Annotated in this window: 13 protein-coding genes; 9 read left to right on the top strand and 4 right to left on the bottom strand. The window is 75.5% G+C overall.

Annotated features, from left to right (window positions below; genetic code table 11):
• Positions 1-54: 54 nt before the first annotated feature.
• Entirely contained in the window at positions 55-687 is a 633-nt protein-coding gene (locus ABEB16_RS09205; RefSeq protein ID WP_345711959.1) for a DedA family protein, read from the bottom strand.
• Positions 688-956: 269 nt separating this feature from the next.
• On the opposite strand from ABEB16_RS09205, the gene ABEB16_RS09200 reads away from it, so the two are divergent.
• Positions 957-2,042 (top strand): MBL fold metallo-hydrolase, encoded by a 1,086-nt coding sequence (locus ABEB16_RS09200; RefSeq protein WP_345711958.1) that lies wholly within the window; start codon positions 957-959, stop codon positions 2,040-2,042.
• 10 nt (positions 2,043-2,052) lie between these two features.
• Here ABEB16_RS09200 and ABEB16_RS09195 read toward each other — a convergent pair whose 3' ends face one another.
• Positions 2,053-2,433: a MarR family winged helix-turn-helix transcriptional regulator gene (locus tag ABEB16_RS09195; protein WP_345711957.1), complete on the bottom strand. Its 381-nt coding sequence runs from the start codon at positions 2,431-2,433 to the stop codon at positions 2,053-2,055.
• A 60-nt stretch (positions 2,434-2,493) separates the two neighbouring features.
• Between ABEB16_RS09195 and ABEB16_RS09190 the strand changes: the two genes are divergently transcribed.
• The 8 genes from ABEB16_RS09190 (at position 2,494) to ABEB16_RS09155 (ending at position 10,176) form a co-directional block, all read left to right on the top strand.
• Complete coding sequence (locus ABEB16_RS09190) at positions 2,494-3,681, top strand: substrate-binding domain-containing protein (RefSeq protein WP_345711956.1); 1,188 nt, start codon at positions 2,494-2,496, stop codon at positions 3,679-3,681.
• A gap of 157 nt (positions 3,682-3,838) precedes the next feature.
• On the top strand, positions 3,839-5,512 hold the full coding sequence (locus ABEB16_RS09185; protein WP_345711955.1) for a purine-cytosine permease family protein: 1,674 nt from the start codon (positions 3,839-3,841) through the stop codon (positions 5,510-5,512).
• Between the two features lie 163 nt (positions 5,513-5,675).
• On the top strand, positions 5,676-5,978 hold the full coding sequence (locus ABEB16_RS09180) for an urease subunit gamma (protein WP_345711954.1): 303 nt from the start codon (positions 5,676-5,678) through the stop codon (positions 5,976-5,978).
• Complete coding sequence (gene ureB / locus ABEB16_RS09175) at positions 5,975-6,316, top strand: urease subunit beta (RefSeq protein WP_345711953.1); 342 nt, start codon at positions 5,975-5,977, stop codon at positions 6,314-6,316. Before ABEB16_RS09180 ends, ureB begins: the two co-directional genes overlap by 4 nt.
• Positions 6,309-8,012 (top strand): urease subunit alpha, encoded by a 1,704-nt coding sequence (locus ABEB16_RS09170; RefSeq protein ID WP_345711952.1) that lies wholly within the window; start codon positions 6,309-6,311, stop codon positions 8,010-8,012. The genes ureB and ABEB16_RS09170 overlap by 8 nt, the downstream gene beginning before the upstream one ends.
• A gap of 10 nt (positions 8,013-8,022) precedes the next feature.
• The gene (locus ABEB16_RS09165; RefSeq protein ID WP_345711951.1) at positions 8,023-8,685 is read left to right on the top strand and encodes an urease accessory protein UreF; all 663 of its coding nucleotides are present in this window, start codon (positions 8,023-8,025) and stop codon (positions 8,683-8,685) included.
• The gene (ureG, locus tag ABEB16_RS09160) at positions 8,678-9,433 is read left to right on the top strand and encodes an urease accessory protein UreG (protein WP_345711950.1); all 756 of its coding nucleotides are present in this window, start codon (positions 8,678-8,680) and stop codon (positions 9,431-9,433) included. The genes ABEB16_RS09165 and ureG overlap by 8 nt, the downstream gene beginning before the upstream one ends.
• Complete coding sequence (locus ABEB16_RS09155; protein WP_345711949.1) at positions 9,430-10,176, top strand: urease accessory protein UreD; 747 nt, start codon at positions 9,430-9,432, stop codon at positions 10,174-10,176. The genes ureG and ABEB16_RS09155 overlap by 4 nt, the downstream gene beginning before the upstream one ends.
• A gap of 31 nt (positions 10,177-10,207) precedes the next feature.
• On the opposite strand, the gene ABEB16_RS09150 is transcribed toward ABEB16_RS09155, so the two are convergent.
• Positions 10,208-10,816, bottom strand: coding sequence for a dihydrofolate reductase family protein (locus ABEB16_RS09150; RefSeq protein ID WP_345711948.1), 609 nt, complete (start codon positions 10,814-10,816; stop codon positions 10,208-10,210).
• Between the two features lie 87 nt (positions 10,817-10,903).
• On the bottom strand, positions 10,904-11,533 hold a 630-nt coding region (locus ABEB16_RS09145; protein WP_345711947.1), incomplete at its 5' end, for a winged helix-turn-helix transcriptional regulator.

The raw sequence follows: 11,533 nt of genomic DNA, 5'->3' as shown, positions 1-11,533 counted from the left end.
CCCCGCGGCGCAGCACGAGGCGCGGCCCGGCGCCCGCCGGGCCTGCCGCCGGGCTCACCCCGCCGTCGATGCCCGCCCCCTGATCCTCGTCACCGCGAACGCCACCACCAGCATCCCGGCGGCCAGCACCACCCCCCGGGAGTACATCGACACCCAGGTTTCCACGTGCTGCCAGTTCGCGCCCAGGCCGTAGCCGGCCAGGACGAACGCGGTGTTCCACAGCCCGCTGCCCACCGTGGTGAGCAGCGCGAAGCGCGCCAGCGGCATCCGCGCCACCCCGGCCGGCACGGACACCAGGCTGCGCACGACCGGCACGAAGCGCCCGAGGAACACCGCGGCGCCGCCGTGGCGGTCGAACCACGCCTCGGCGCGGTCCAGGTCGTCCAGGCGCACCAGCGGCAGCCGGTCGACGACCGCGCGCAGGCGCCGGCGCCCCAGGAACGCCCCCAGCGCGTAGAGCACGAGGGCACCCACGAGGGAACCGGCCGTCGTCCACGCCAGCACCTCCACGAGGCCGAGCTCGCCGCGGCTGGCGGTGAACCCCGCCAGGGGCAGGACGACCTCGCTGGGGATGGGTGGGAAGAGGTTCTCCAGGGCGATGGCGGCGCCGGCCCCCGGCCCGCCGAGGGACTCCATGAGGGACACGGCCCAGCCGGTGGGCGACGCGGTGGAGGTCGTCGAGGTCATGCCCCGAGACTCGCCGGGCGCGGTGCACCCCCACCACGGGGAGGACCGCACGACCGGGCTGCGGAAAACCCCACCCCCGGCCCGCGGGGCGCGCCCGGGTTCCCCGCCGGGCCGAACCGGTGTGCCGCTCAACGGGAAGGGTGCCGACGCGGACCGCGACGGTCGGGATGCTCGGCGAGCGCCGCCCCGGCCCGTGCCCGGGTCCGCGCGGCACGGCACGACCAGCCCGGCGACGGAGCCCGGCTGGACCACGGATCGCAGGAGAGCTCATGTGCGACACGCCCACCGGCACCCCCGAGGACGTCACCGGCGCCGCGGCGCCGGGGACCTCCCGGCGACACCTGCTGCAGAGCGCGCTGACCGCCGGCCGGGCGGCGCTCGCGGTCGGGGCCCTCGGCACCGCCCGGCCCGCGGCGGCGCGCGCCGCGGCGACCGGGACCGCTGCCGGCGGCGACCGCATCGTCGTCCTCGGGCTCGACGGCGGCCCGAAGATCAACACCGCGGCCCCGCCGCTGCCGTCGGCCAAGCCGGCGCTGGCCCTGGTGGCCGGCGGCAGCACCTACCTGGTGGACTGCGGCCTGGACACCACCCGGCAGCTGGTGCGCGCCGGGCTCTCGTTCGCGGACGTGCACGACGTCCTGCTCACCCACCACCACCTCGACCACACGTCCGGCCTGCCCGGGCTCGCGCTGCACAGCTGGACGACGACCCCCGCCCGGGGCGACCTGCGGGTGTGGGGCCCACCCTCGACGTCCCGTCAGGTGAAGGGCGTCAAAGCCGCCTTCGGCGAGGAGGTCGACCTGTTCGAGTCCGGGGGCGGGTTCGGGGCCTTCCCGGGCCTGCGGGGGCACGACGTGACCATCCCGCGCCGCGGCGGGATCCAGCGCGTGCTGGAGGACGGGAACGTCGTCGTCCACGCCACCCGGGTGTTCCACGGGCCCGAGGTCGAGGACGCCTACGCCTACCGCTTCACCGTCAAGCGCACCGGCAAGGTCGTCGTCTTCTCCGGCGACACCGCCGCACCCGACGCCGCGCTGATCGAGCTCGCCCACGGCTGCGACGTGCTGGTGCACGAGGCGCAGGACAACGACAACGTCGAGAAGATCGTGGCCTCGATCCCCGACCGCGCCCAGGCCGCCGCGCTGCGCACCCACCTGCTGGAGTCGCACTCGAACGTGGCCGACCTCCCCGGGGTGGCCCGGGCGGCGGAGGCGCGCACGCTCGTGCTGTCCCACTACACGCCGCTGCCGCAGCCGCCGTCGGTGTACCTCGCGAAGGCGCGCGCCGCGGCCGAGCGCGTCGGTTACCGGGGCAGGATCGTCGCGCCGGCGGAACTGGACGTCATCGCCCTCTGACCCCCCGCCGCTACCGCAGCGCCGCGGCCCGCCCGGGGTCGAGCACGCCCGCGAGCTCGTCCTCCACGGCGCCCACCGCGTCCTCCACCGAGCGCAGCAGCGCGACCCCGGCGCTGGAGGCGTGCAGCAGGACGCGGCGGCGGTCGGCGGGGTCGGCGCTGCGGTAGACGGCGCCGACGTCGACGAGGTGGTCCACGGCGCGGGTCGCGGTCGCCGGCGCCAGCAGCAGCGCCTCCACCACGTCGCTCATCGAGCTGCCCGCGTTGTGCGCCGCGTGGCTCAGCACGCGCCAGCGGTCGACGCTGAGGCCGCTGGGCTGCAGGGCGGTGGAGAGCCGGTCCTCGACGACGGCCGCGGCGTGCAGCGCGTCGCGCAACGTCCTGCCGTGCACGGGCGCACCTCCTGCTCGGACCGGTCCCGCACCCGGGGGTGCTGTGGGATCGTGGTCAGCATGCCAGAGCGACCGCTGCTCGGCGCCGTCCCGCCCCCGGGGTTCACCCGACCTCCACGCCCGCCGTCCCCGCAGAACTCCTCCACCGCTTCGTCCCGCGCTTCGTTCCGGGTGGCGCTGGTCGTGCCCCGGCAGGGCCCGGCGGGCATGTTCGCCCTGTCGTGCCGCGCGGCGGCGCTGCTCGCGGCCACCGAGATCGACCGCGCGGGCGGTGTGGGCGGGCGCCCGGTGGAGCTGGTCGACGTCGACGGGGGCGCCGAGCCGGCGGCCGTGGCCCGCCAGGTGGCGCTGCTGGTGCGCGCCGGCGCCGTCGACGCGGTGCTGGGCTGGCACCTGTCGAGCGTGCGGCAGGCCCTGGCGCCGGTGGTGGCCGGCCGCGTGCCGTACGTGTACGCCACCGCCTACGAGGGCGGGGAGCGGCACTCGGGGGTGCTGTGCAGCGGTGAGCTGCCGGGCGAGCAGGTGGTGGCCGCGCTGGCGTGGCTGCGCGCGCAGACCGGGGTGCGCCGCTGGTTCCTGGTGGGCAACGACTACGTGTGGCCGCGCACGACGGCGCGGCGGACGGCGGCGGCGCTGCGGCGGGTGGGTGTGGCGGTGGTGGGTTCGCGCTACCTGCCGCTGGGCTGCCCCGACGACGCGGTGTGGCCGGGCGTGCTGGAGGCGGTGGTGCGCAGCGGCGCCGAGGGGGTGCTGATGCTGCTCGTGGGTTCGGACGGGGTGCGGTTCAACCGGGAGTTCGCGGCGGCGGGGCTGGACGGTGCGCTGCTGCGGTTCAGCCCGTTCATGGACGAGACGATGCTGCTGGCCAGCGGCCCGGGGGCCACCCGAGGGCTGTTCGCGTCGGCGGGGTGGTTCGCGAGCCTCGCCTCGGCCTCCGCGCTGCAGTTCACCCGCGACTTCGCCACCGCTTTCGACCTGCTGGCCGCCGCGGCGCCGGCGGGTCCGGGCGCACCGTCACCGGGCACGATGGCGGAGTCGACGTACGCGGGCCTGCACCTGCTGGCGGCCCTGGGCCGCGGGGGCGTGCCCTCGGTGGCGGACGTGCAGCGGGCGCGGGCCGGCTGGGCGTGGGACTCCCCGCACGGGACGGTGGACCTGCGCGGCGGCGGGGCCGGGCACCCCGTGCACGTCGCGGTCGCCGACGGGGTCGGTTTCGACGTGCTGGCCCGCGTCGGCCGGGGCCGCTGACGGCCGTTCCCGGGCCGCCGTGTTTCGCGGGTGTTTCCCGGCCGTCAATTCTTCGGTCCCCTGCACGGCAACGGCTCCGAGTCGCTGGACCGCCACCGACCGGGCGTCCTAGCGTCCAGATGCTTCCAGATGGAACCAACGGCTCCGAGAGGTCCCGATGAGCAACCCCACGACCAGCGCACCGCCCCCCGGCGGCACCAACACCCACCCCGGTGTGCACGTCGGCGCCGCGACCGCGGAGACGCTGGAGGACTACACCCTCCGCTTCGCACCCCGGCACTACCGGCGCTGGACGCCGGGCGTGGTCGCCACCTCCGCCCTCGGCGGCATCGCCTACCTCGCCGACTTCTCCATCGGCGCGAACATCGGCATCGCCCACGGCACCGTCAACGCGCTGCTGGGGATCGCCGTGGCGGCGGTCGTCATCTTCGTCACCGGGTTCCCCCTGGCGTACTACGCCGCGCGCTACAACCTCGACCTGGACCTCATCACCCGCGGTTCCGGCTTCGGCTACCACGGGTCGGTCGTCACCAACGTCATCTTCGCGACGTTCACGTTCATCTTCTTCGCCCTCGAGGGCTCCATCATGGCGCAGGGCCTGGAACTCGGGCTGGGGGTCCCGCTCTGGCTGGGCTACGCCGCCTCGACGATCATCATCTTCCCGCTCGTCGTGTACGGCATGAAGGTCCTCTCGACGCTGCAGGTGTGGACGACGCCGCTGTGGCTGGTCCTCATGGTCATCCCCTTCGCCTACCTCGTGATCTCCCACCCGGAGTCGGTGTCGCAGTTCACCTCCTACGCCGGCCAGGACGGCACGGGCGGCACCGTCAGCATCGCCGCGGTCATGCTCGCCGCCGGCGTGTGCCTGTCCCTCATCGCCCAGATCGCCGAGCAGATCGACTACCTGCGCTTCATGCCTCCGCGCACCCCGGAGAACTCCCGTCGCTGGTGGACCGCGGTCGTGCTGGCCGGGCCGGGCTGGGTGGTCTTCGGCGCCCTCAAGCAGGCCATCGGGCTGTTCCTGGCCGTGTACCTCATCGCCTCCCTCGACCCGGACGCCGCCGCCACCGCGAACGAGCCGGTGCACCAGTTCCTCGGAATCTACGAGGAGATGATGCCCGGCTGGCTGGCGCTGGTCCTGGCCGTCGTGCTCGTCGTCATCTCCCAGATCAAGATCAACGTGACGAACGCCTACTCCGGCTCGCTGGCGTGGACGAACTCCTACACCCGCATCACCAAGCACTACCCCGGCCGCCTGGTGTTCGTCGGCGTCAACCTCCTCATCGCGCTGACGCTGATGGAGGCCAACATGTTCGACTTCCTCAACGGCATCCTCGGCTTCTACGCCAACTGCGGCATCGCCTGGATCTGCACCGTGGCCACCGACATCGTCGTGAACAAGTACCTGCTGAAGCTGTCCCCGATGGTGCCGGAGTTCCGCCGCGGCATGCTGTACCCGGTCAACCCCGTCGGCTTCGTCTCGCTGCTGCTGTCGGCCGGGCTGTCCATCCTGGTCTTCTTCGGCGCCTTCGGCGACGGCATCCAGCCCTACTCCCCCATGGTCGCCGTCGTGCTCGCCGTGGTCTGCCCGCCCGTCCTGGCCGTCGCCACCAGGGGCAGGTACTACCTGCGCCGCGACGACGACGGCATCGCCGCGCCGATGTTCGACGAGCACGGCAACCCCTCCGGGGAGGTGTTCACCTGCCACGTCTGCCGGCAGGACTACGAGCGCCCCGACGTGGCCGCCTGCGCCACGCACGACGACGTCGTGTGCTCCCTGTGCCTGTCCACGGACAAGGTCGCCGACCACGTCCTGCCGGCGCGGGGCTGACGCCACGACCCCGACGCGGTCCCGGCACCGCGGTCCCGGCACCGCGGTCCCGGCGCCACGGTCCCGGCGCCACCGGGGGGAGCACCCCCGGTGGCGCCGGCGGGGCGGTGCGGCAGGATCCGGCGCGGCACCCGACGAGCACCAGGGAGAGGAGGACCCGGGCGTGCACCTCAGTCCGGCCGACACCGAGAAGCTGCTGCTGGCGGTCGCGGGCATGGTGGCCCGCGACCGCCTGGCCCGCGGCGTCAAGCTCAACCACCCCGAGGCGGTGGCGCTGCTGAGCACCTGGGTGGTGGAGCGGGCCCGCGAGGGCGCCCGCGTCGTCGACCTCATGGACTCCGGCCGCCGCGTGCTGACCCGCGAGCAGGTCATGCCGGGGGTCGCGGAGATGCTCGGCGACGTCCAGGTCGAGGCCACGTTCCCCGACGGGCGCAAGCTCGTCACGCTCCACGAGCCGATCTCGTGAGCGGCCCCCGCAGCTCCGGCCCCGGCGCCGTCCGCGTGCGGCCGGGCACGATCGTGCTCAACGGCGACCGCGGCCCGGACGAGCGCCTGGAGCTGGTGGTGGAGAACACCGGCGACCGGCCGGTGCAGATCGGCTCCCACCTGCACCTGCCCGACGCCAACGCCGCCCTCGCCTTCGACCGCGCCGCCGCGCGCGGGTTCCGCCTCGACGTCCCCTCGGGCACGTCCGTCCGCTTCGAGCCGGGGGTCTCGCGCACCGTGGCGGCCGTCGCGCTGCGCGGCGACCGGCGCGTGCCGGGTCTGCAGATCGACCCGGAAGGAGGCCACCTCGGTGGCTGAGATCGACCGCGCCGCCTACGCCGCGCTCTACGGCCCCACCACCGGCGACCAGGTCCGCCTCGGCGACACCGACCTGTGGATCGAGGTGGAGGCCGACCTCACCGCCGGTGGGGAGGAGGCCGTCTTCGGCGGCGGCAAGTCCGTCCGGGAGTCGATGGCGCAGGGCACCACCACCCGCGCCGACGGTGCCCCGGACACCGTCATCACCAACGCCGTCGTCCTCGACCACACGGGGGTCTACCGCGCCGACGTGGGCATCCGCGACGGCGTCATCTGCGGCATCGGCCGCGCCGGCAACCCCGACGTCGCGGACGGCGTGCACCCGGCGCTGCGGATCGGCCCGTCCACCGACGTCGTCTCCGGCGAGGGGCGCATCCTCACCGCCGGCGGCATCGACACCCACGTCCACCTCATCTCCCCCTCCCAGGTGCACGAGGCGCTCGCGGCCGGGCTGACCACCATCGCCGGCGGCGGCACCGGGCCCAGCGAGGGCACCAAGGCCACCACCGTCACCCCCGGCGCCTGGCACCTGGCCACCGCGCACCGGTCGCTGGACGCCCTGCCCGTCAACGTGCTGCTGCTCGGCAAGGGCAACACCGTCAGCGCCGCCGGGCTGGCGGAGCAGGCCCTGGCCGGGGCCGCCGGGTACAAGGTCCACGAGGACTGGGGCTCCACCCCCGCGGCGATCGACGCGGCGCTGCGGGCGGCGGAGGAGTTCGGCCTGCAGGTCGCGCTGCACTCCGACTCCCTCAACGAGGCCGGCTACGTGGACTCCACGATCGCCGCCATCGCGGGGCGCTCCATCCACGCCTTCCACACCGAGGGCGCCGGCGGCGGGCACGCGCCCGACGTCATCACCGTCGCCTCGCTGCCCAACGTCATCCCCGGCTCGACGAACCCGACGCTGCCGCACACCGTGAACACCGTGCCCGAGCACCTGGACATGCTGCTCGTCTGCCACCACCTCAACCCGGCCGTGCCGGAGGACCTGGCGTTCGCCGAGTCCCGCATCCGCGCCACGACCATCGCGGCGGAGGACGTGCTGCACGACATCGGTGCCCTGTCCATCACGAGTTCCGACGCGCAGGCGATGGGCCGCATCGGGGAGGTCGTCACCCGCACCTGGCAGGTCGCGCACGTCATGAAGGCGCGCCGCGGCCCGCTGTCGGAGACGTACCCGGCCGACAACGAGCGGGCCCGCCGCTACGTCGCCAAGTACACGATCAACCCGGCGGTCGCGCACGGCATCGACCACCTCGTCGGCTCCGTCGAGGTGGGCAAGATGGCCGACCTGGTGCTGTGGGACCCGGCGTTCTTCGGGGTGCGGCCCTCCGTCGTCCTCAAGGGCGGCGCGCTCGTCCTGGGGGCCCTCGGCGACCCGAACGCGTCCATCCCCACCCCGCAGCCGGTGCTGCTGCGCCCGGCGCTGGCGCACCCGGTGGGCGCGGACGTGTCGGTGAGCTTCGTCTCCCCCGCCGCCCTGCAGGACGGCCTCGCCGGCCGGCTCGGGCTGCGCCGGCGCCTGGAGGCGGTGCGCGACACCCGCGCCGTCGGCAAGGCGCAGATGGTGCACAACTCCGCCACCCCGCGCATCGAGGTGGACCCGGAGACGTTCGCCATCCGCATCGACGGCGACCTCGTCGAACCCGCGCCCGCGGAGGTCCTGCCGCTGGCCCAGCTCTACCAGATGTTCTGACGGGCGCCCCGTGCACAGTCCCGATCTCGTGCTGGCCCTGCTGGCCGACGCCCGGCTGCCCGTCGGCGCGCACACGCAGTCCGGCGGGCTGGAACCGGCGATGACCCACGGGGGTCTCACCTCCGCCGGGGTGCCGGGGTTCCTGGCGGGCCGGATCGCCACGGTCGTCGCCGTGGAGGCCGGCACCGCCGTGGTGGCCCGGCACCGCGCCCTGGCCGGGCTCGACCCCGCCCCCGTGGTGGCGGCGTGGGCGGCCCGCACCCCCAGCGCACCGCTGCGGGAGGCCTCCGAGCACCTCGGCCGCGGCTACCTGCGGCTCGCGCAGCGGTTGTGGCCCGGCGCGGCGGAGCTGGCCGCGCTGGGCCGGCGCCCGCCCAGGCCGCTGGTGCTCGGCGTCGTCGCAGCCCTCGCCGGGCTCGACGCCGCGCGGCTCGTGCGGCTGTGCGGGCACGAGGACGTCGCCACCGTGGGGGCCGCCGCCCTCAAGCTCGACCCGCTGGACCCCGCCGAGACGGTGGCCTGGACGCTGGCGGCGCACCCGCGGATCGAGGCCCTCGCCGCCGCCCTGGCCCACCTCACCGACCCCGACGACATCCCCGCTCCCAGCGCCCCGCTCGTGGAGCACCACTCCGTCCTGCACGCCCGAACCCGACAGAGGTTGTTCCATGCCTGAGAACCCCCGGAACCCCGTGCCCGCCCGCTCGCTGCGCCTCGGCGTCGCCGGCCCCGTCGGCACCGGCAAGAGCTCGCTCATCGCGCTGCTGTGCCGCGAGCTCGCCGGCTCGCTGCGGATCGGGGTGGTGACCAACGACATCTACACCGACGAGGACGCGAGGTTCCTGCGCTCGGCGGGGGTGCTGGACCCCGAGCGGATCCGCGCCGTGGAGACCGGCGCGTGCCCGCACACCGCGATCCGCGACGACGTCACCGCGAACCTGCTGGCCGTGGAGGACCTGGAGGCGGACTTCGACCCCCTCGACCTGGTGCTCGTGGAGTCCGGCGGGGACAACCTCACGGCCACGTTCTCCCCCGCGCTCGTCGACGCGCAGGTCTTCGTGCTCGACGTCGCCGGCGGCGGGGACGTGGCCCGCAAGGGCGGCCCCGGCATCGCCCGCGCGGACCTGCTGGTGCTCAACAAGACCGACCTCGCCCCGCACGTCGGGGTGGACGTGCCGCAGATGCTCGCCGACGCCCGCGCCGCCCGCGGGGAGCGGCCCGTGGTGGCGCTGTCGCGGCTGGACCGCGCCTCGGTCGAGCAGCTCACCGGCTGGCTCGCCGGGGTGCTCGCGGAGTTCCGCGCCGGCCGGCACGAGGCGCGCGACCCCGGCCCGATGGCGCCGCACTCCCACGCCGACGGGACGGTGCACGCCCACGAGCACGCCCACGAGCACGACGGCGAGCACGCCCACGCCCTGCCGTGAAGCGGCTCGCGGACCCGGCACCGGCGCGGGCCGACCTGACGGGCACCCGGATCGCGGTGCGCCGCAGCACCTCCGGGGTGGCGGTGGACCTGCGCACCGACGCCCTCGCCCCGCGGGTGCTGTCCACCGGCGCCGGCGGCGCGCGGGTCGCGCTCGTCGGGGCGCGGGCGCTGCTGCTCGGCGGGGACGCCGTCGAGGTCGACGTGGCGGTGGCGGCCGGGTGCACCCTGGACCTCGTGGAGGTGGCCGGCACCGTCGCCTACGACGGGCGGGGCGCCGCGGCCTCCTGGTCGGTGCGGGTGTCCCTGGGCGAGGGGGCGCGCCTGCGCTGGCACGGCGAGCCGTTCGTCGTCTCCGCCGGCGCGGACGTGCGCCGCAGCCTCGACGTGGACCTCGCCGCCGGGGCGGTGGCCTGCCTGCGCGAGACGCTGGTGCTGGGCCGCAGCGGCGAGCGGGGTGGTCGGCTGCTGAACCGCACCCGGGTCCGGCTGGCGGGACGGCCGCTGCTCGTGGAGGACCTGGACCTGCGCGACGCGGCGTTGCGCGCCTCCCCCGCCGTGCTGGGGGAGGCGCGCGTGGTGGACGCCGTCAGCCTGCTGGGCGCGCGGGCGGAACCGCCCGGGGAGTTCGGCGACGTCCTGCAACTGGCCGGGCCGGGGACGCTGGCCCGGCACCTGGGCGGGCGCGCCCACGACTCCCCGCTGCCGGCGGTGTGGCGGCGCTGGAGCGCGCCGGCCCGCTGAGGCACCGGCGCGGCGCGCCCCCGTGCGCCCGTCAGGCCCCCATGGTGCCCGTCGCCGGCGTGCCGTCCGCGAGCCCGTAGCGCAGGTGCACGGTGCCCTTCGGGCCGGCGACCGGCTCGTGGAGCAGCGTGAGGTTCGTGGGCACCGCGCCACCGTCGAACACCTTCTTGCCCACGCCCAGCACGACGGGGTGCACCCACAGGTCGAGGCGGTCGAACAGCTTCTCGCGCAGCAGGGTCTGCACCAGGTTCAGGCTCCCGACGACCTTCACGTGCTCGTGCCTGTCGCGGATCTCGCGCACCGCGCCGGCCAGGTCCGGGCCGAGCTGCGCGGAGCCGGCCCAGGACAGGTCGGGCCGGCCGCGGGAGGCCACGTACTTCGGGACGTCGTTGAAGAGCGCGGCGATCCCACCGCCCCGCTGGTGCGGCCAGTAGGCGGCGAAGATGTCGTAGGTCCGCCTCCCGAGCAGCAGCGCGTCGGTGCCCTCGTAGGCGGCGGCGACCTGCGCCCCGGCGACCTCGTCCAGCAGGGGTGCCTGCCAGCCGCCGAAGGTGAACCCGAGCGGGTCCTCGTCGGGGCTGCCGGGCGACTGCCCGACGAGGTCGAGGGTGGCGAACAGCTCGATGTGGATGAGACCCATGCCTGCTCCTGGTCGGTCGGTCGTCCCGTCGGCGGGTGGACCCGCGGGCGCGGGTGAACTCATCGCCGCGCGCGGCGCGGGTGCGGATCAGGCGGCCAGGTGGAACGTGCTCGCGAAGCGCGCCAGGAGGGCCCCGCGCCCGCGCAGCACCTCGACCACGCCGGTCGCGATCGCGCGGTCCGCGGCGAGCTCGCCGGAGATGAGCCGGCGGATGCCCGGGCCGGCGGCGAAGGCGAGGTCCACCGGCCCGTCCCCGCGCGTGACGTCCAGCGCGGGGCCGTCCACCCGGATGAGCAGCTCCGCGGACCCCAGGCGCGCCGCGTAGGCGGTGGCGGGCAGGGTCGCGGCCACGTGCGGGCGGAAGGCGGTGCGCAGGGCCACGGTCATCGCGTCGGGGGTGATGACCTGGTCCTGGCCCGGATCGCCCATCGCCTTGAAACCCCACGCGCCGAGGGCGAGCACGACGGGCTCGAGCTCGCGGCCGTAGTCCGTCAGCTCGTAGACGACCACGCGCGAGCGCGGCGCCCGGCGCAGGACACCGGCCGCCTGCAGCTCCTTCAGCCGCGCCGCCAGGACGTTGCTCGGGATGCGCGGGAGCCCCGCGGCGAGCTCCCCGTAGCGGCGCGGCCCGACGAGCAGGTCCCGCACGACGAGCAGGGCCCAGCGCTCGCCCACGATCTCCAGGGCGCGCGTGACGCCGTCGTACTGCCCGTACCC

The sequence above is a fragment of the Kineococcus glutinatus genome (genome assembly GCF_039542765.1).
In the GTDB taxonomy this organism is placed as follows: domain Bacteria; phylum Actinomycetota; class Actinomycetes; order Actinomycetales; family Kineococcaceae; genus Kineococcus_A; species Kineococcus_A glutinatus.
This window is presented reverse-complemented; position numbering and strand designations above follow the sequence as displayed.

What these genes read in the sequence shown, in the direction of transcription:
- ABEB16_RS09205 (WP_345711959.1), bottom strand. Translation starts at nt 687, where the DNA reads ATGACCTCGACGACCTCCACCGCGTCGCCCACCGGCTGGGCCGTGTCC.
- ABEB16_RS09200 (WP_345711958.1), top strand. Translation starts at nt 957, where the DNA reads ATGTGCGACACGCCCACCGGCACCCCCGAGGACGTCACCGGCGCCGCG.
- ABEB16_RS09190 (WP_345711956.1), top strand. Translation starts at nt 2,494, where the DNA reads ATGCCAGAGCGACCGCTGCTCGGCGCCGTCCCGCCCCCGGGGTTCACC.
- ABEB16_RS09185 (WP_345711955.1), top strand. Translation starts at nt 3,839, where the DNA reads ATGAGCAACCCCACGACCAGCGCACCGCCCCCCGGCGGCACCAACACC.
- ureG (WP_345711950.1), top strand. Translation starts at nt 8,678, where the DNA reads ATGCCTGAGAACCCCCGGAACCCCGTGCCCGCCCGCTCGCTGCGCCTC.
- ABEB16_RS09150 (WP_345711948.1), bottom strand. Translation starts at nt 10,816, where the DNA reads ATGGGTCTCATCCACATCGAGCTGTTCGCCACCCTCGACCTCGTCGGG.